Source organism: Rosistilla carotiformis (genome assembly GCF_007753095.1).
GTDB classification, from domain to species: Bacteria; Planctomycetota; Planctomycetia; order Pirellulales; family Pirellulaceae; genus Rosistilla; species Rosistilla carotiformis.
Genome location: NZ_CP036348.1, coordinates 600,618 through 619,540, shown reverse-complemented (window position 1 = coordinate 619,540; position 18,923 = coordinate 600,618). Strand labels below are relative to the sequence as shown.

Here is an 18,923-nt window from a genome sequence, read left to right as displayed (position 1 = left end):
GTCTTTTCCGCGCCGATTCGGTATCGCCATGAAGCTCACCACGCAAACCGATTACGCTTTGCGGACGCTCATGTACTTGGCAACGCGCAGCACACGCGCGAACGTCGCCGACGTGGCCACACTGTATGGAATCTCGATCAATCACGTCGCCAAAGTCGTTAACTTGCTGGCTCGCGGGGGCTACATCCGCAGCACGCGCGGAATCGGCGGCGGGATCGAACTGGCACAACATCCCAGCGAGATTCGTTTGGGGGAAGTGATTGAGAAGATCGAAGGCGATCTGCATCTGTTATCGTGTGTCGGCGAGGATCGCAGCTGTGCGATCGATGCGTTCTGCAAACTGAAGGGCGTTTTGGCCGAAGCCGAACGTGTGCAGCGGGCTTATCTGGACACCATCACGCTCGCCGATGTGGCCCCCAGTCGCCGACAACTCGATCGCGTCGACTGAACCCTCGTCAACAAGCGCCGCCGTCGGCGAACCGACATTGGCGGCGAAGTCTTCACACGATCAGTGCGAGGTCGATTCCAACGCCGCTTGCGAAGCGTTGGGCCCGCACTTGCCAGGAATCGTTGGCACCGATTGATCAAACGAATCGATCCGTGCGACCTGCACCGTTTCCACCACGAAGGTCACACGATGCTCGGTTTGCGCTTCGCGCCGCAAGTAATCCATCATCAGATCACAAGCCTCTTTGGGGGCGATCACTTCGATTCGCACCTGCGGCTTCGGTTGCCCTGCGTTCTCAATCAGTTCGTGCCGGCCAGCCCCCATACAAGGAATCGACGTAAAGCCACTGGCTCCCAATCGGATCAAGGCGGCTTCGAGCTCCTGTTCGTTCTCTGGAGCGGTCATCACGGTCAGCCGCCGCACCGTACACAACCCCTTGCGGCGAGCTGATTGCGCGTGTCCGGCGAACGGCTGATGGGATTCGAGCCCGATGGTGGTGAAGATCAGCCCCTGTTGTTCGAAGTCGTTCTCCATCTCATGCAACTTATCCATCACCGTATGGTCGACCAACTGGACCGCCGAAAGGTCCAATTCGATGTTCTTACGTTCCAGCAAACCCAGACGTTCGATTTGACGACGGATCGGAATCCAGTTGCTAAAGACAGCCGAATTATAAGCGGTCAATCGTACGGTCTGACCATCGTCCTCGGAGACTTCGATCTCGGGTTTAAACAACGAACGCAAGGAGACGCCGTTGGCCATGTGGATCACCACCTTGGTCGCAATCCCAATCGCGATCCCGATCAATAGATCGGTCGCCAGTACCGCGACCAGTGTCACCACAAAGATCACCAACTGTTCGCGGCCGATCTTCCATACGTTCATGAATTCGGTGGGATGGGCCAGACGAAAACCGGTGTAGATCAGCATCGCCGCCAACGCCGCCATCGGGATCCGGTGCAAGACCATGGGAATGAACGCCACACAAACCAACAGAAACATCCCGTGCCAGAAATCGGCGAACCGCGTGCGGGCCCCGTTGTCGATGTTGGCTTTGCTACGCACGATCTCCGAAATCATCGGCAGCCCCCCGACCATGGAGCAACACAGATTACCGACCCCCACGGCAACCATGTCGCGATCCATATTGGTCTTTCGTCTCCAAGGATCGATGATATCGACCGCCTTGGCACTCAGCAGAGATTCCAGGCTCCCGATGATGAAGAACATGAACACCCACTTCCAAGCCACCGGTTGCTGCAACGCCGAGAAATCGGGAAGCGTCAACGAATCGAACATCCCAAACACGTGGCGGGGCATCTCCACCAGATAGTTTTCTCCCAGCTGGTATTCGTGGTTTTGCAACGTATACGAATGCTCGTGCATCAGATCGAACGACATGCCCATCGGAATCGCCACGATCAACACGATCAACGGCGAAGGCAAGACCTTCAACATCGGAAACTTCCGACCGACCACGGGCCAGATGAACATGATCAGCACGCTGGTTAAACCGATTGCAGCAATCGCCGGGTTCGCCGCCGCAATGAACTCAGGAATCTTGCGCAACAATTCCAACGGCCCCCCCGAAGCACTCACGCCCAGGGCTACCGGAATCTGTTTTGCGATGATGATCACACCAATCGCGGCCAACATTCCATGAACCGCCGAGATCGGAAAGAACTCACCCAAGATCCCCGCGCGGAAGATACCAAAGAAGACTTGCAAGACGGCCGCAGCCACGCCCACGGCCAACGCCGCGCGGTAGGCGTCCATGTCGGTTTCAGTCCACCCGCCAACCGTTCCATCGCCGCCAAACGCATTGATACAACCGACGGCAATGACGATCAAACCGGCCGCCGGCCCTTTGATGGTCAGTTCCGAATTGCTGATCAGCGTAGCGACCACCGAACCAATAATCGCGGTGAAGATACCGGCGATCGGCGGGTACCCGCTGGCGATCGAAATGCCCAAACACAACGGCAATGCGATCAGAAAGACCAACAGCCCCGAGATCAAATCGTTTTTGAAATACTTGGTGAACCCCTGCAGATTTCCTCGCGGGATTTCTTTGTTGGTTGCGACGGGCGCGGTCATGGTCACTGCTTTCTTGGAGAGAGGTTAAACCTGATTTGGATGTCGCGGTGAATCACAGCCACCACGTTGGATTCGATTCATTGAACGGAAACTTCGCCGCGGGGAACGATTTCCCGCTCGGCATCGGCCACATGCGCTGCAGTCATCGGATTGGTTTGCCGTTGCCGGGTGAGCGCTTCGGCAGCGTGATACCGCGACGCGACCCCCGGCTGCGGCACCAAGCCGCCTCCTAAGATCAACAGCGTCACGATCAATACCGCCACGCGTTCGGCAGGTCGCGCGTGCATCGGCACCAGCGTGCGGTTGTGGTGTCCGGTGAAGATTCGAAAGTAGGCAAAAAGGACCGTGATTCCGCTGAGCGCCGCGGCGATCACCACCATCGTTCCCACCAGTGGATAGACCTCGACGGCCCCTTCGATCAACAGCTCCATCCCGACAAAGCCGACCGTGGCCGGAAACCCGATCGACGCCAAGCCCGTCAGCAGAAAGAAGCCCGCCAACATCGGCATTTGACGGCACAGGCCGTGAAAATCGGCCAGCGAGACGCGGGAGATGCGAGCTTCGATACATCGAAGCGTGATTCCAAATCCGGTCAACGAAAGCCCGACCGACAACCACAAACACAACGCGCCGGTCAGACCGATCGGGGTAACCAGTTCCAAGCCCACCAGCACCAAAGACGATTGACTCAACAACAAAAAACAAAACATCCGCCTTGCTTCGCGTTGAATGAGCGCCATGGCGCCGCCATACACAGCCGTCACCAAGGAAAGTACGGCGATGCTTTGCAACGCCCACGACGGAGCCATCGGTAACACCAACCGCATCACGGCATAGGCCCCCACCAGCGGCGTCGTGAACAGGATCGCCGTGCCGAACGTGGCCTTTTCAAACAGATCGGTCATCCACAAGTGCAACGGGAAGATGCCACTTCGCAGCAGTGCCGCCGCAGTTAGCAACGCTCCGGCAATCAAGACCTGCGACGATCCCGCTTCGACGCGATTCAACCAGCCGAAGCCCACCACCAAAAGCATCGCGAAGACAGCCATGTGCAACACATAGATCCGCGTACAGCGTTGGCGTCGACGCAGCTCCAAATACGGCGGGATCGTGCCGGCGATCAGCAGCCCAATCAACGTCCACGACGACCGACAGCTGAAGGTCGCCAACACGAGCGTCTCGGAAATCAGCGTCAGTTTCAACGAAAACCGCGGCGCCTTGGTCCGCAGCGTCGACATCACCGTGACTAAAAAGATCAACGCTGCCAGCGGCAACTGGAACGCACTCAATTCGTCGACGACAAAGATATCGCGTTGAAACAACCAATCGAGAAACAACCAATGGTCGTGTGCTTCAAACGAACCGATCGAGACAAAGTCGACAAGTTCGCCAACGGTTAACGCCAACGTCACCCCGCAGATGGCGATTGCGTGCTGCAACACCGTCTCGCGATTGCCTAGCAGATGAATCCACAAGGCTCCAAACAAGGGAACCAGAATGGAAACTTCGATCCAAGGAAAATGAAGTTCAGGCATTGGTGCGAATCAATAGGTTGATTGGGTTTCGAAAACAGCGAGGGGCAGGGCACAAGCAAGTCGCGACGGCGGTCAGGCGACGTTCTTCAAATCTTCGGGGTGCAAGTCGGCGCTATCGGATTCACGCGATGGCTCATTCGAAATCGCGTCGGTGATCCGACGTTCCATCCGATCGAACCAGCCGAACGTTTGCAGGAATGGTCGCACGATCCATTTATCCAACGCGAGGTCCATGAATCCGCGATCGAACCCGAACCGGTAGCACCAACGTTGCACGCTCGCCGGCAACGACTTGGCTCCCGCCCACGGCGGATGCGGCAAACGCATGCCGATCTTGTTTTCCAGTTCGTTGTAATCGCGCAACAGAGTCGGCGCTCGCAACAGCTGCATCGTTCGCATACAGGCGTGACCGATGATGTGAATCAATGCCAAGTAGCGGAGCCCTAAGCCAATTTCCACCACAATGATTCCGACCTGCGTCAGCGAAGCGTAGGCCAGTGAAACCTTGATATCGTTCTGAACGCGCGACATCACTGCGCCACACGCAGCGGAAACGCCCCCCAACGCGATCACCATCAACTGCAATGTCAACGAAGCATCGAGGATCGGACTCAACCGCAACAGCAAGAAGGCCCCCAAGTGAACCGACAGCGCCCCGTAGAAGATCGCACTCGACGGCGTCGGTCCCTCCATCGCCCGCGGCAACCATCCGCTGAACGGAAACAACGCCGATTTTCCCGCCGCCGCGATCAGCAACAGCGACCCGACCAGCAAAGCCTGACTGGAACTGATCGCCGCGGTTCCTTCAGGCCACACGCCCGAACTCATCAAGCCACCAAAATCTCCTTCGCCACTCAAGTGGTGCATCGTGATCGCGGCGATCAAAAATGCGGCGTCGGACAAGCGATAGATCGACCACACGCGTTGCCCGTTGCGGACCGGATTGACCCGTTCATGAAAGTACGCGACCAACAGCGCCGACGAGAGCCCCACCAACTCCCAACCAACAAACAACGCTTCGATCGTGCCGGCCAACGATGACAACACCATCCCGCAAAAGAAGACGGCGTAATACAAGAAGAAGCGACGATAACCTTCCTCGCGATGCAGGTAGCGGCGAGTGAACGCACCGACAACACCGCACAACACGCACGACAACATCAGGAAGGGAATGCTCAACCGATCGAAAACGAACTTCACGTGAAAGTGAAAATCCTGTTCGGGGATCGTGACCCAGTTCCCTAGCTCGATCGGGACATAACGAATCCCCGTCGCCAGCATCAGGACCAGAATGCCAATCGCTGGCAGCAACGAGAACAGCACCGCGGCCTGGGTCAGCCGCGAGATCGAGGATTCGCTGAGCGACCAATTGAACAAGGCCGACAGCCCCAGGATCGCCAGTAGGATCGCGGGGCTGGCAACGACCGCTGTTCCCAGCAACTGAAAGATCGTATCGAGGTAATTCATGATGGCTTCTAAATGCGATGACCCGCGGAGTGGATCGTTGGGGCGTGTTGGCTAAACCGGATTTCCAATGGATGCAAATCCCAAGTGGCCGCGTTGTCCGCGATACCACTGGATCGACGAATCGACTTGCGGCAACTCGGTCGATTCGGGCGTGTAGGGCTGGTACTTTCCTTTGACATACCGCAACAGATTCGATGTCGCCGGATCGATCAGCGCCAACTGCACCCAGTTCCCTTGAATCAACCGCGCGATCCCAGGGTTCTCTGCGATGATCTTGTCCATTTTCTCGGGCGTCGTTTCGATGATGAAAAGGATCCGCACCGGCTCGTGAATCTCGACCATCTGCTGTGATAGTCCCGGTCGCAGATCGCTAGCCGCCCCCGTCATCACCCCCAGCAGCGACGCGACGTTGTGCGGCAGCTTCGACCCGCAGCCGTAACCTTCCACGTCGACCGTCGAGAAGTAATATTCCAGGTTGATGCCAGCACAAACGGGAATCGCCGCCTGTAGAATCCGCGTCAACACGCTGACGTCTTCGTCGTCGACCGACGGATCGTATTGCGTCAAAAACACGCGTCGATCCATGAACAGTCCACGCGTCCATTCGCGACGTCCCACCGTCACCAAAGCGTTTGTCGCGTGATTGTATTCGGGGCGTGCCTGCGACAGATCTTCGGCCCGCTGCTCGACATGCTCCAGCGCCGCCGCAGGTGTTAGATCCAACGGGGCCGATTCAAATCGCCGCGAACGTTCATGGGCGTTCCGCGCCCGCGTCTCGTTCACACTCTGTTCGATGCGACGAAACAAGGGACGATGGGTGCGAGGCAATAGATCCAAATCGTAGTAGTCGACGTCGTCGTTGCAGGTGTTGTGAAAGGCACCGACGAAACGGACGTCTTCGGGAATTTCGATGCCACGCTCGGCCACCAACCTGCGCACTCGAGGATCATTGGCCATCGTGGCAAAGGCCCGCGCGTTGGGGCCTCCGCGGCCACCGCTACAGGCCCCGCAGTTGTAAGCCGATTCATGCGGATTGTTCAAACTGCCGCTTCCGTGACCGAAAAAGACCAGGATTGCTGGAAAGTTATCGACGCAGCCGATGTCTTGAAGAATCCGAACAACGATCGCCGCCATTTCCGGCACGCTATACCCCAACGACTCCGGGTCCGATCCAGGCTCCGCCGCCGTGCGTTCGATATGCAGCTCCGTCGCGGGAGGACGCACCAACGTACCGACCGATTCCCGGATCCGCGACGTTAAGCGTGGCGCGAGAATCCGAGCGACCATCGGGAAGGTCGCCACAGCCCCGAAGATGCCTGTCACCCAACCACCGATCAAGGTTCGCGAATGGGCATGCACCTGGTGCGTGAACCATCCGATCTGACGCCGCCGCTGGGCACGTCGTTCGCTGACATCAACGGCTGAAAACAAAGGCTCTTCACGCACATAGTGCTGGGGTGTAATGATCGCGGGGCAGAGCGGTCGGTAGTGGGCATGATCGGCACCCTGGTAATACATCGCCACCGCGTAGAAACCAGCCGCCGACGCCGTCTCACATTCCGGATCGACCTCTTCCAAATGCCGCCGAAACGATTCCTCCCGATCGTCGATACAGAAGATCGCGATAAACGCCGGCTTGCTTGGGGCAGGGGGGGGAAGTTCGCGACGCCGCCGCGAATGGATCGCCAACGCGTCGAGCGTGGCCACTTGGTAGTGACGCTCGTAGGCGGCGTGCAAAATCCGCCGACGTTCGGTGGAATCGAACAATTCGATCTCGCGGACCAAACACGCCCATTGCTTACTGGTCATGGCGACCAAACTTTCGGGCGTCCAGCCTCCCGACTGCGCTAACTGAAAGACGGTGTAAGTTCGTTCGTCCGTCGAAGCGCCCCGTCGTCGCGGAAGCCTGCGAGTAGCCAGGCTTCGAATTTGGTGAAAGTCGCGAGTGCCCAATAGCCGCTGGCCAAGATCGGCAATTGCCCAGCGCTCAAGAATCAAACGAATCGCCAGGTATTCGTTCAACGAACCCGACGGAATCGGATGCGGCAACCAGGGCGTATTCGTTTCGGTCTGCCAGATCATCCCCGCCCAGCCCCGCAGCGCCAGCAACGTGCCGCACAGCGTTTCATCGACGTCGTTCGCCGCGATCCCCAACGCTGCCAGCGAATCGGCGATCGATGCCAAAGGATCCAACTCACCGGCCGCTATCGGTTGCAGCGCCTCGCGAATCCCTTGCATCCAGGCGGGCTTCACCGCCATTGGCTGCAGATACAATTTCGCAAACGCGATGGCAAATCCCTGTTCGCGATCCGGAAGCGACCAATCCGCAAACCCCTGATCGAGAAAGGCACCGCAAAACCGAATCATCACCTCGTTAACGGTGACATCGGTATCCTCACCGCATGCCTCCAACAACAAGTCGCGCAAGCGGACCGGATCGGTTTGGCGGGGGCCAGGCAAATTCGCCGCTTCGACACCGTCGCGGCAGACTCGCCACAACAGTCTCAAAACGAAAGCTTCCCACTCCGCATCGGACCACGTTTGAATCGAGTCGCAACGAGACTCGGCGAGCACCGTTTCGACCACCGAGGGCCGTTGGGACGCGGTTTCACCGACCGGCAGTTCCCGTTTGGTGATGTCGCGATGCCGCATCACCCAGCTGCGTGTGTGGGCAATCATCTGCTCGCGGCGTTGCTGCGAGATGTCCGCTTGAAATCGCTTCAACAAGTCCGACTCAGCCAACAACCACTTCAATTCGGCGTCGGGAGCGGAGTGCAATTTCATCTGCAACATCGCCAATTGCAACGTGTAACGCGTCCCAAAGCTGGCGACCAATTCGTCGGCGGCCTCATCCAGATCATCCATCAAAACCTGGCGGAGATCGTCGACCGAGATACGGCCACGTTGCAATTCGCTGCGATAGCGGTCTTCGGTCAAATAGGGCTGACACCCAAAGCGTTTGCCACCGACAAGCACCGCCTCTTCAAACGGCAGATGCTCCAAGGAGTGCAGGGTGTTGTGATGCACGAAGATCGAGATCGGTCCCTGTGCTGGCAAGTAATGGATCGCATGATCGATGGCATGTCGCAAACGGTCGAGGCTGCAACGCTCCGAAGCCTTGGCGTTGGAAGCGTCCTGTGACGACAGGATCGAAGTTGCATCGTGCATCAGAGTCTTCCTGAATCGCGAGGCTTGAAAGAAAGACGGGAGAACATGCGATGGAATCGCTACGCACGTAGTGCGGAATACATGCTGGCGATAAAGCAACGAGTATGCCAATCGAGGATGAATCGACGCAGGTTCCGATCTACGCGGTTCGACCGGGCAAATACCTTGGTTTTCTCTCTACCACCGACCTGAGGCAGATTGTCGCATCGCGGCGTGTGCGCGGGAATTCTGCAATCCTCTGCAGACGCGTGCAAAGAATTGCAGACGATTCATGTTTGCCTTCATTTGCACTGCGACAGGCCTATAATGAGCCGTTTGCCGATCGAGCGACGCAACGCCCCCAGCCAACGCGAACTTCTCATGAATCGAAAGCTAACGCGAATTGTCGCACTCACCTTATGGGGATGTTTGTCGGCAGCAGCGATGCCCCCCAGGCTCAGCATTGCTCAGCAAAGCGTTACCGATACCAATGCGTCGATCGCTGCACACCGTGTTCCCACCCAGCATCTACCCAACGCGGTGCAAGTCAGCAGCCAAGTGATCTCGGGGGGGCTACCGGAGGGCGAACAGGCGTTTGCGGAACTGCAGTCGCTGGGAATCAAGACGATTATCAGCGTCGATGGGGCCCAGCCGGATGTCGAAATGGCGAAGCGGTTCGGCTTGCGCTACGTTCACTTGCCTCACGGTTACAACGGCATCTCGACCGAGCGCACGCAGGAATTGGCCAAAGCCGTTCGCGTTCTTGAGAGTCCGATCTACATCCATTGCCATCACGGCAAACACCGCAGTCCGGCGGCAGCCGCAGTCGCCTGTATCGCCGCGGGACAGATCCCCGCCGCGGACGCCACGGCGATCCTGGAACTGGCGGGAACCAGTCGCAATTACCAAGGTCTTTATCGCGCGGCGATCGCGGCTCAACCAATCGCCTCCACCACCCTCGACGCGTTGGAAGTCGATTACAAGTCGAAGGTCGACCCTCCGCCGATGGTCGAACAAATGATTGCCATCGAGCACGCGCACGATCATTTAAAGCAATTCGCCGCCGACGCATGGAAGGCTTCTCCCAAGCATCCCGATCTCGATCCGGCACACGAAGCGTTATTGCTACGCGAACACTTCACCGAAATGCTCCGTGGAGAAATCGAGCGGCAATCGCCCGAGGCATTCTTGGAATCGATCCGCGACAGCCGGGATGCCGCGGCAGGTCTGGAAGCGGCGATCCGATCAGGTCTTCCGCATCGTGCGCGCCAGGCATTTGTAAATCGCATCCAGGCGAACTGCGTCGCCTGCCATCGTCGATTCCGGGACGTTCCGTTGTCCGAGTGAGCGCTTCGCGAGACGATCGAATCTCCCGCCACCATCCACACCCGGGATCGTCGTCGCAGACCGCGGTCGTCGATCGGATACGCTTTCGACTAGAAATCCACTTGGGCACGCATCGCGTAGAGTCCCGCTTGGCTGTCGCCATAGATGGGATTGTCCAACATCGCGTAGATGTAGTTGAACTGGAACTTGGTATAGGGGTTCAGATACCAGTTCAATCCGGCTGTCAGATCGTTCAACGTTCCGCCCAAAATGTCATCGTCGGTGAGGTCCAAATAGGACCAACGCCCTGCGATTTCCCACGCCCCGCAACCGCCACCGCGACCAACGCTGTTGTTGGGAATCACCCGGCCGAACACACCGTACTTCCCGTTATAGGTCCGCGACTCGCCGGTCAAGAAGTATCCCACTTGCGAATACGCTCCGGAGAATGCGACCGTGGATTGATCGGGGCGATCGACGACGGCGAAGAAAAACTCGTTTTGCGAGTAGAACGAACCAAGGGCTGTCGCAAATTCGACATTAAACAGATTGCTGTTGTTCGCCTGAAAGACTCCCGTGTCGACAAATGGCGGCAGAAACGTGGGGGCTGTCGCAGGCACACCGCCGCCGGTTTCGAACACGCCGAGCTCGGGCTGATTACGATATTGGAAGCTGTCGTTTGAGGGATCGACAAAGCTGTAGCCGCCACCGACATGGACCAGACCTTGGCCAGGGCCATTGTTAAGCAACGCCCCGGTCACCCGAGTCGCCATGCCATAGCCGCCGTTATCTCCGATGTTGCCACCATTAAAATCGGTGGGGAAACGGAATCCTGAAACCGCCCAAGTCATGACCTCATCGCTGTCATGACCATATAACATCGCACCGATCTGACGAAACGGCAGGAAGGCGAAGGGGAGGGCGCGCTCCATAAAAGTCATCTCCTTGACGCTCGTCAGTCCATCCATTCCAAAGGGCTGGCGAAACTGGCCGATTCGCAAATTGTTCGATCCGACCACGTCATCGATATCCAACCAGACATCCATAAAGCTTGGCCGCCCAGGGAAACCGAAATCCATCTCCAGCATATAGCTGACGTTGTCCCACGCTTGACCGGTTGCGGCCAAGCGGGCGCGGCGGAAATCCGCACCGTCTTGAATGTCTCCCACGACCGGATCACCGTCACCCAGCGTCGTCCGGTTGGCTTGGCTCTGATCGATCCAAAACGCATCGGCATGCATGAAGCCGGTCACTCGAACCGTTGGATATTTGGGCTTCGGCGGGAGGACGGGTTCGGGATTGCAAACCGCGGGAGACATCGCGCCCGCCCGGAGCTCATCGATCTGTTGTTGCAACCGCTGCAGTTCCAACTGAACGCTCGATTCGCTTGCCGCCCGTGAATCGTCGGGGACAACGGGTAGCATTGGGGGCTCGTCGGCGGCGAGCGCCACGTGACAGAAGAGCAGCGTGAATCCCATCGATGTCAACGTCCTGCGACACCAATCGCGAATACGTGGCGTTTGAACCAGACGGCAATCCATCACCCTGACTCCCCTTTCCATTCGACCTCTCGTTCCCAAGCATCCCTGGAGAACATACGACACAACTCGGCCAATCAAACCAAGCCGCTACACCCTTAAAATCCGATCCCATACAACCCGAACAACCGTCGAGGCGGCTCTGCAATAATTCGCAGACTGTCTGCAATTCATTGCAGACACGACGGCCCGAAGCCATCGAAAACCGACGTTCTCAGCTCCGGACGAATCCCGGCGTGCCGCCCTCCTCCAACCGCCGGAGAAGCTTAGGGTAAGGTCGCCGCATCAAAAGCATCTTCCATGCCAATCGCGACTGCTCCGTGGAGCGGACGGTTGGGCAACTTCCGGTGATGCCCTATATATGATGCAAGCGTTGCAGCTTCACTCTTCCGCCCCATCCCGTTCCCCAGGCGTCTCATCGCCCAAGCCACCGATGTTTGAAATTCACGATGGACGCATTGGCCGCGGGATCCGCCGCATCGCAGTATTGCTCGCGATTCTGAGCCTGACGTCGTTACTGCTGACCACCAAGATCCTCAGCGACGTCCACCATGAGCATGGCATCATGGCCCGCTTGGTGCTGCATCTGCCGCCCAGCGATGCCGTCGCCGCCGAGGGCCTGCTTGGGGAGTTGCGGCTCGATCGGATGCTGACCATCCTGCTGGTCGTCAACCTGATTGGCACGACGATTGCTTTGGCACTTGTCGTCCGCGGTTACCTGAGCAGCGAGCGGTCGCTGCGGGCCGTCAAAGTCCTCGCTACCGATATCCTTGCCAGCATGGATGCCGGAGTAATCACCACCGACCGCAACGGCATGATCAGCAGCACCAATCCTCGCGCACAGACGCTGATCGGCATGCCCGATGAAGGTGTCGGACATTTTCTGTCCGACTTGGGCGAATCGCACGCGCTACTGGATTCGATCTGCGCCGAAGTCCGCACGTACCACGAAGCCATTCGCGACCGCGACTATCGGGTCACCGAAAACGGGCACCGCCACACGTTTCGCGCCGGATGCACGCTTCTAAGCAATCAGCAGGGGGAAGATATCGGCACCGTGTTATATGTCCGCGATGTCACCGAGAAGGCGTTGATCGAAGAACGGCTGCGGAGAATGGAACGCTACATGGGGCTCGGCTCGTTGGCCGCTGGACTGCAACATGAAATCAAAAACCCGCTAAGCGCTGTTTCGATTCACATTCAATTGCTGTGCGAGCATCTCGCGACCGAGCCATTTGATCCGGAAGTTGCAGAACTGCTGGAAGTCCTGCAAACCGAAGTGCTTCGGATCAACAACGTCCTGGACGGGTTCCGCAATTACGCTTCGACCTCCGAGATCGGCCGATCCGCGGTCGACGTCACGCTGCTGATCGACAAATTGGTGCGGTTGCTTTGCCCGCAAGCCGACCGGCAGGGGGTGAAGATCAAAATCGAATCCCCGTGCGAAATGCTCGGTTTGATCCAAGCCGATTCCGTCCGATTAGAACAGGTCTTCTTAAACCTCGCCCTCAACGCGATGGCCGCGATGCCCAACGGCGGCCTGCTGCGATTCCGAGTCAGCCAACAGAACGACCAGATCCGCATCGATGTCGCTGATTCGGGCATCGGCATTCCCGCGGAGATTCAATCGCAGGTCTTTGATCCCTACTTCACCACCCGCAACGACGGAACCGGCATGGGGTTAGCGCTTTGCGACAAGATCGTCCAACAACATGATGGCAGCATCGATTTTCGCAGCAGTCCCGAGGGAACCGAATTCACCGTGCTACTGCCCCGAGGAACCCAGGAATGAAGTCATCCGAATTTAGCGTGCTGATCGTCGACGATGAACCCAACATCCGGTCGGGACTCGCCAAGGGTTTGAAAGGGGAAGCGGAACGTGTCGACATCGCCAGCGATGCCGAAGAGGCGTTGGCCAAGTTTGAACAATGGAGCTATCCGCTGGTGATTGCCGATGTGCGGCTGGGAGGCAAGATCGATGGGATCGAATTGGTTCGCCAAACGGCCCACAAGTATCCCGAGACCGCCGTCATCGTAATCACCGCGCACGGAACCGTGGAAACGGCGGTCGACGCGATGCGAGCCGGCGCGTTCGATTTTATCTCCAAACCGCTCGACCTGAACCTAGTCCGGCAACAGGTCCGCAAAGCCCGCCAACACTACGAACTGCGAATCGAGAACCAACAACTGCGCAGCCGCTTGGCCGACGCGGGGCAGATCTCCAACATCCTGGGGACCTGCGCCGCGATGCAGGATGTGTTTCATCAGATCCGCCAAGTTGCCACGACCGAAGCGACCGTGATGATCCAAGGAGAGAGCGGCACGGGGAAGGAATTGATCGCCCGAGCCGTCCACGATCTAAGCCCCCGCAACGGCGGACCGTTTGTTGCAGTCAATCTCGGTGCGATGCCCGAATCGCTGCTCGAGAGCGAATTGTTTGGACACGAGAAAGGATCCTTCAGCGGCGCGTCGCGGCAGAAGCCTGGCTGTTTTGAACAGGCCAGCGGCGGAACGTTGTTCCTGGATGAAGTCACCGAGATGTCGGCCAAGAGCCAAGTCGATCTGCTGCGCGTGCTCGAATCGGGACAATTCATTCGCGTCGGTGGCGAAGAACTGCTCTCGGCCAATGTCCGCATCGTCTCGGCGACCAACAAATCGGTTCCGGCGCTGATCGATGACGGCAGCTTCCGTGAGGATCTGTTCTACCGCCTCAACGTGATCCCAATCGAAGTCCCTTCGCTGCGACAACGACGCGAAGACATCCCGCTGCTGGTCGAACACTTCTTAAACCACTTCTGCGATCGGCACGGACGCCCCTTGAAACAGATCTCCCCTGAAGCGATGCAAACGCTAGTCGCTGCGCCTTGGCCAGGCAATGTCCGACAACTTCGCAACGTCGTCGAACGGATGGTCGTCACCCATACCGACGCCATCATCCACGACCACCAACTGCCGTTGGAACTGCAACAAAAGTCGGGATCGAATTCCCGCGCGACGCTCGCTTGCACTTTGTCCGACGCCGTCGAGCACTGCGAACGCGAAACGATCTCCGCCGCGCTGGCGGCTTGCGACTGCCATCGCGAAAACACCGCCAAGCGACTGGGGATCAGCATCCGCACGCTGCACTACAAGATGGGGCGCTATGGATTGCATTGAACGGCGTTCACCAAGCCAAAGCATCCAACCTTCGTCAGTCGCCAGCACCATCGAGACGCAAGCGTTCATCGCTGGCCACTTGTTTGTCGATCCGTTTCTGCAGTGTCGCTTGCCAACTGGGTGACAATGCGGCGACCGCGGCTAACCGCGACGCGTCATCGAGATTCTGCTTGTCGTGATGCATCACGCGATTGGCGGCTTCGATCGTCCAGGGATCCGAGGATCGATCGACCAATCCCAAACGCATCCCAGGTCCGACCAATCCTTCTTCGAGCACCCGAAAATACCAACCCGTCCGCCCCGTCTGCTGCACTTGATAGGCGAGGTCCTTGATCCCCCAGCGCCGCGCCAATTTCCAACACGGCTGACGCGGTTGAGATACCTGCACGACCGCATCGCCGACCGACCAAACGTCACCGATACAAACGTCCTGCTCGGTCAGATCGGAAACTGTAAAGTTCTCGCCAAAGGCACCGGCCCTCAGATCTTCGAGTCCCAGCGTTTCACGCCAGGTCGGAAAGTGATCTGCCGAATAGACACAGACCGCCTTGTGCGGCCCACCATGATTGACGAGATCGGCTTGGCCGTCGCCCTGAAGATTCGTCGTCCCTAGCCACAGCGGTTCACCGACCGGTTCTTTCCAGAACCCCGTCACCCAAGGCTTCTCCGCCGGGATGATTCGTGGCAGCCCAATCTGGACCGAAATCAGTTCCGCGTGGCATTGCACGGTCATCGATTCAGCGCCTCCAGCGCTGCACGCTTTTCCTCGATGAAACGCACATGATGCTGCAGATGATGGGTGATCTTTTCCAGCAGCGACGCCAGCGTTTGTGGTCCGGCTTCATTGTGATTCCCGATCCGCTGGAAATCGGCAGCGTCCAGCGTGCGGAGGATCCGAGCCATCGAGGCGCGCACCGCTTCGACCAATTGCAATTCCTCAACGGCATCACGCTGATCGTAGGCCAACGCCGCAGCAAACTGGTCGGGATCGCCCGCGAAAAAAGTGGGCTCCTGCTCAGCGATCACCCGCTTCATCCGATCGGCGTACACCAATTCAAAGTCCGCAACGTGGCAAATCACCTGACGCGTCGACCACTTTCCCGGGATCGGTGTCGCGTCCAATTGAGCACTGGTCAGACCGGTGACCGCCGCACGCAACTGCGCCCCGCCGGCAAGGTATTCATCGATCAATGGATTCGACGCCATGATGGACTCCTCAGGGTTCCCAAGCAAAATTCAGCAACGAAACGATCGTAGATTCCGCGGCCCAGCACCGGGGTCGCCACAACACTTCGCCAGACCGCATCACCGCTGCGATGGGGAATGCTCCAATTTCAGCGGCATCGAAATCAATAGCCCCGCGGTCCGATTGTGCGTGCTGGTGCGGTGTTTGACATGACATTTGAGGCACTGCGATGCTAATCGAATCGGGCCGGCGAAGCGATAACGGTCCCCCTCGACGCCGTCAAAATAAGGCTTACCGGCTGCGAGCGCCTTGACCGCCGCGCGTTCAAAGGCGTCCTCTGGGCGATGGTCGACATTCACGATGTCGGTATTCACCACTAACCATTTTAAATCGACTTGAAAACTATCGGCCAGTGCTTCGAAGACATCCTCCAACGAAGCCGACGGGATCGTGTGCGAATCGTCTTCGTCGAAAAAGTCGCGATGCACCACCTGCAAGGTCCCGTGCAGCGTCTCGTGCAACAACGTCGCTCGGCTACGCGCTTCCGAGAGCGTCGCAGGCGCGGCGACCTCCATGGCGGTCGGCTCCCCAGTCGGCTCATCGGCGGACACCGCTAGCAACGAGAAGCCGAAAGCCAACAACAATCCGATCGCTGTGAATCGATATTTCATCGTGGGGTCCAAAACAATGAGGCGAGAGAGGGCAGGGCAGGGGGGATGCGTAAGCGACACCGAGCTAGCTTAATCCGAGAGGCGGCAAAGCTGCAGATTCGATACATGTTTCTAACGCGTGCCACTTCAAGGGTCAACACAAAGCGACCACACCGATTGCCGCAACGCAGAGCATCGGTTGCTTGCAATAACGCCGCCCCACCGGCTAACGCTAGCAAACGAGGCTGAAAACGCAACGATTGCCACACCCGGGGGATTCGGTGCGCGCCGAACCGGCCCGATTGTGACGAATGAACTTGACAGTTCCACGGCTCGATGGGAGATTCCCCGACGTATCACTTCAACCACTGTGACAAGGATGTCGTTTGATGGACGAGGAACTCGCGTTTATTGATATTCACTGCCATTTGCTGCCGGGTATCGATGATGGCGCTAGGGACTGGGATGAATCGCTGGCCATGGCTCGGATTGCCGTTCAGGATGGCATTCGCTGCTCCGTATTGACTCCGCATCAATTGGGGCAATACTCGCTGACCACAGGCGAAGAGATCCGACGACTGACAGCCGAATTCCAAACCCGTCTTCAAGAGCAAGGTATTCGCCTGGCTGTTCGTCCGGGGGCGGATGTCCGCATCGATCTGGACATGATCCAACGGCTGGCCAGCGGCGACTGCGTTTCGCTAGCGGATCGTCGCAAGCACGTACTGTTGGAATTGCCACACGAACTCTACTTTCCTTTGGAACCGGTGATCGCCAATCTGAAGAAGCTTGGCATGGTCGGCATTTTGTCGCATCCCGAACGGAACGAGGGGATCTTGAAGCGGCCCGAATTGATTCCGCCATTGGTCGAAGCGGGCTGCTTGATGCAGATCACCGCCGACAGCCTGACAGGCGTTTTCGGGAGCGCTCCGAAGAAGATGAGTGAATGGATGTTGCAAAACGGGCTCACCCATTTCATCGCCTCGGACGCCCATGGCACCCGCCGTCGCAAGCCCCTGATGCGACGCAGCTTTGAACGAGCCAGCGAACTGGTGGGCGAACCGTATGCAAAAGCGATCTGCTGCCACAATCCGCTGGCCGTGGTAAACGGACAAGCGGTTGCCAAATTGCCTCAGGTGCGCCGACGCGGCTGGATGGAACGGATCCTCAAACGCCAAGCCGCCTAGACCGGTCGCGTGCCTCGCGACCTCAACGCCACTCTCCCGACCGACCTGCACGCCGACGGTGATCGCTTGAATACAAACCACCTCCTTCGCGCAACGCTGCTGATCGCCGCGGCGTTGTGCAGCCGCGGCGTCGACGCGCAATCCACTTCGGCCGATCGGTGGCCCTTTGAAGCGCAGATCGGCCAATTTGCAATCCACTCGGACTTTAACGTTGCCGCCAACCCGCAGTTCGTTGCCCAGCTGGGATCGCTGCAAGCGGACCTGAAAAAGACGCTGCAAATCGAGATCTATCCCGAACCCATTCATTTGATCCTGTTTGAACATCAGGCGAACTATCAAGGCTACATGCAGCGGTATTTCCCTACGGTTCCGTTTCGCAGGGCGCTGTTCATCAAACGCCGCGGCCCGGGGATGGTCTTTGCTTACAAGAGCGACCAGATGTATGTCGACTTGCGGCACGAGACGAGCCATGCGCTGCTGAACGCATCGCTTCCCTACGTTCCGCTGTGGCTCGACGAAGGACTTGCCGAGTACTTTGAAAGTCCGCCAACGGGCAATGCGAGACAACATACTCACCAAGCCACCACTCGACGGAAAGCCTTCTGGCGGCAAGTCCCCACCATCGAATCACTGGAAGCGGTCGGCGACCTCACCGCAATGGGTGCCACGGAATACCAAGAAGCATGGTCGTGGGTCCATTTTCTTCTACACGAGAGCGACCAATCGCGGGGCGTGCTGATTCGCTTCCTGCAAGAACTTCAGGCGCATTCTCCACCGGGGCAGCTGAGCCGCCGCGTTGCCACGGAACTACCCGACTGGAAAGAACGCTATCTGGCCCATTTCCAACGCTAGTGCCGCAGTGATTTCCTCCCGTCCGCAGCCTTCTGGAGGGGGAAAGTCGAAATTTCCGCGCACCCGCTTAGGATTGTGCAAGGTTCCTGTCGCACGCTTTGTAGCGACACTCAGGCGGCGTAAACCGCCCTCACCGATCCACGAGGACTCCGCATTACGTGCAACAATCATCCCATCAGAGGGGCATTGCACGTCTCAACGGCAAGTTGCTTGCCAAACGGCGGACATCCTAGGATCGCATTGATCGGCTGCAAATCGTGCAATAGAGCACACTTTGCACGACGGAGCATTTAGAATAGTGGTAGCGATATACGATATTGAACGAGGATTCACT

At 58.0% G+C, this 18,923-nt stretch carries 14 protein-coding genes; 6 read left to right on the top strand and 8 right to left on the bottom strand.

Features of this window, described 5'->3' with window-relative positions:
• Nucleotides 1-28 precede the first annotated feature (28 nt).
• Nucleotides 29-448 carry an RrF2 family transcriptional regulator gene (locus Poly24_RS02270; RefSeq protein WP_145089870.1) on the top strand — a complete coding sequence of 140 codons (420 nt, stop codon included), beginning with the start codon at nt 29-31 and terminating at the stop codon, nt 446-448.
• 60 nt (nt 449-508) lie between these two features.
• On the opposite strand, the gene Poly24_RS02265 is transcribed toward Poly24_RS02270, so the two are convergent.
• The 4 genes from Poly24_RS02265 to Poly24_RS02250 all read right to left on the bottom strand — a co-directional run bounded on the left by Poly24_RS02265 (nt 509) and on the right by Poly24_RS02250 (nt 8,715).
• Nucleotides 509-2,545: a SulP family inorganic anion transporter gene (locus tag Poly24_RS02265; RefSeq protein ID WP_145089867.1), complete on the bottom strand. Its 2,037-nt coding sequence runs from the start codon at nt 2,543-2,545 to the stop codon at nt 509-511.
• 77 nt (nt 2,546-2,622) lie between these two features.
• Nucleotides 2,623-4,080 (bottom strand): proton-conducting transporter transmembrane domain-containing protein, encoded by a 1,458-nt coding sequence (locus Poly24_RS02260; RefSeq protein WP_145089864.1) that lies wholly within the window; start codon nt 4,078-4,080, stop codon nt 2,623-2,625.
• Nucleotides 4,081-4,152: 72 nt separating this feature from the next.
• Entirely contained in the window at nt 4,153-5,547 is a 1,395-nt protein-coding gene (locus Poly24_RS02255) for a proton-conducting transporter transmembrane domain-containing protein (RefSeq protein ID WP_145089861.1), read from the bottom strand.
• A gap of 51 nt (nt 5,548-5,598) precedes the next feature.
• Complete coding sequence (locus Poly24_RS02250) at nt 5,599-8,715, bottom strand: DUF2309 domain-containing protein (RefSeq protein ID WP_145089858.1); 3,117 nt, start codon at nt 8,713-8,715, stop codon at nt 5,599-5,601.
• Between the two features lie 360 nt (nt 8,716-9,075).
• Between Poly24_RS02250 and Poly24_RS02245 the strand changes: the two genes are divergently transcribed.
• Nucleotides 9,076-10,041 carry a protein-tyrosine phosphatase family protein gene (locus tag Poly24_RS02245; protein ID WP_145089855.1) on the top strand — a complete coding sequence of 322 codons (966 nt, stop codon included), beginning with the start codon at nt 9,076-9,078 and terminating at the stop codon, nt 10,039-10,041.
• Between the two features lie 89 nt (nt 10,042-10,130).
• Here Poly24_RS02245 and Poly24_RS02240 read toward each other — a convergent pair whose 3' ends face one another.
• Nucleotides 10,131-11,561 carry an OprO/OprP family phosphate-selective porin gene (locus Poly24_RS02240; protein ID WP_231753426.1) on the bottom strand — a complete coding sequence of 477 codons (1,431 nt, stop codon included), beginning with the start codon at nt 11,559-11,561 and terminating at the stop codon, nt 10,131-10,133.
• A 430-nt stretch (nt 11,562-11,991) separates the two neighbouring features.
• On the opposite strand from Poly24_RS02240, the gene Poly24_RS02235 reads away from it, so the two are divergent.
• Both Poly24_RS02235 and Poly24_RS02230 read left to right on the top strand, forming a co-directional pair.
• A complete protein-coding gene (locus Poly24_RS02235) occupies nt 11,992-13,350 on the top strand; it encodes a two-component system sensor histidine kinase NtrB (RefSeq protein WP_145089849.1) in 1,359 nt (452 codons plus the stop codon).
• On the top strand, nt 13,347-14,714 hold the full coding sequence (locus Poly24_RS02230) for a sigma-54-dependent transcriptional regulator (RefSeq protein ID WP_145089847.1): 1,368 nt from the start codon (nt 13,347-13,349) through the stop codon (nt 14,712-14,714). Before Poly24_RS02235 ends, Poly24_RS02230 begins: the two co-directional genes overlap by 4 nt.
• A 34-nt stretch (nt 14,715-14,748) precedes the next feature.
• On the opposite strand, the gene Poly24_RS02225 is transcribed toward Poly24_RS02230, so the two are convergent.
• From Poly24_RS02225 to Poly24_RS02215, 3 genes are all read right to left on the bottom strand, one after another.
• On the bottom strand, nt 14,749-15,447 hold the full coding sequence (locus Poly24_RS02225) for an MOSC domain-containing protein (protein WP_231753425.1): 699 nt from the start codon (nt 15,445-15,447) through the stop codon (nt 14,749-14,751).
• A complete protein-coding gene (locus tag Poly24_RS02220) occupies nt 15,444-15,920 on the bottom strand; it encodes a DinB family protein (protein WP_145089844.1) in 477 nt (158 codons plus the stop codon). The genes Poly24_RS02225 and Poly24_RS02220 overlap by 4 nt, the downstream gene beginning before the upstream one ends.
• A gap of 99 nt (nt 15,921-16,019) precedes the next feature.
• Nucleotides 16,020-16,571 (bottom strand): c-type heme family protein, encoded by a 552-nt coding sequence (locus tag Poly24_RS02215; protein ID WP_145089842.1) that lies wholly within the window; start codon nt 16,569-16,571, stop codon nt 16,020-16,022.
• 368 nt (nt 16,572-16,939) lie between these two features.
• Between Poly24_RS02215 and Poly24_RS02210 the strand changes: the two genes are divergently transcribed.
• Nucleotides 16,940-17,737 carry a tyrosine-protein phosphatase gene (locus tag Poly24_RS02210; protein ID WP_145089839.1) on the top strand — a complete coding sequence of 266 codons (798 nt, stop codon included), beginning with the start codon at nt 16,940-16,942 and terminating at the stop codon, nt 17,735-17,737.
• A 66-nt stretch (nt 17,738-17,803) separates the two neighbouring features.
• Nucleotides 17,804-18,589, top strand: a complete 786-nt coding sequence (locus tag Poly24_RS02205; RefSeq protein WP_145089837.1) for a DUF1570 domain-containing protein — start codon at nt 17,804-17,806, stop codon at nt 18,587-18,589.
• Nucleotides 18,590-18,923 lie beyond the last annotated feature (334 nt).

What these genes read in the sequence shown, in the direction of transcription:
- Poly24_RS02270 (WP_145089870.1), top strand. Translation starts at nt 29, where the DNA reads ATGAAGCTCACCACGCAAACCGATTACGCTTTGCGGACGCTCATGTAC.
- Poly24_RS02265 (WP_145089867.1), bottom strand. Translation starts at nt 2,545, where the DNA reads ATGACCGCGCCCGTCGCAACCAACAAAGAAATCCCGCGAGGAAATCTG.
- Poly24_RS02260 (WP_145089864.1), bottom strand. Translation starts at nt 4,080, where the DNA reads ATGCCTGAACTTCATTTTCCTTGGATCGAAGTTTCCATTCTGGTTCCC.
- Poly24_RS02255 (WP_145089861.1), bottom strand. Translation starts at nt 5,547, where the DNA reads ATGAATTACCTCGATACGATCTTTCAGTTGCTGGGAACAGCGGTCGTT.
- Poly24_RS02250 (WP_145089858.1), bottom strand. Translation starts at nt 8,715, where the DNA reads ATGCACGATGCAACTTCGATCCTGTCGTCACAGGACGCTTCCAACGCC.
- Poly24_RS02245 (WP_145089855.1), top strand. Translation starts at nt 9,076, where the DNA reads ATGAATCGAAAGCTAACGCGAATTGTCGCACTCACCTTATGGGGATGT.
- Poly24_RS02240 (WP_231753426.1), bottom strand. Translation starts at nt 11,561, where the DNA reads ATGGATTGCCGTCTGGTTCAAACGCCACGTATTCGCGATTGGTGTCGC.
- Poly24_RS02235 (WP_145089849.1), top strand. Translation starts at nt 11,992, where the DNA reads ATGTTTGAAATTCACGATGGACGCATTGGCCGCGGGATCCGCCGCATC.
- Poly24_RS02230 (WP_145089847.1), top strand. Translation starts at nt 13,347, where the DNA reads ATGAAGTCATCCGAATTTAGCGTGCTGATCGTCGACGATGAACCCAAC.
- Poly24_RS02225 (WP_231753425.1), bottom strand. Translation starts at nt 15,447, where the DNA reads ATGACCGTGCAATGCCACGCGGAACTGATTTCGGTCCAGATTGGGCTG.
- Poly24_RS02220 (WP_145089844.1), bottom strand. Translation starts at nt 15,920, where the DNA reads ATGGCGTCGAATCCATTGATCGATGAATACCTTGCCGGCGGGGCGCAG.
- Poly24_RS02215 (WP_145089842.1), bottom strand. Translation starts at nt 16,571, where the DNA reads ATGAAATATCGATTCACAGCGATCGGATTGTTGTTGGCTTTCGGCTTC.
- Poly24_RS02210 (WP_145089839.1), top strand. Translation starts at nt 16,940, where the DNA reads ATGGACGAGGAACTCGCGTTTATTGATATTCACTGCCATTTGCTGCCG.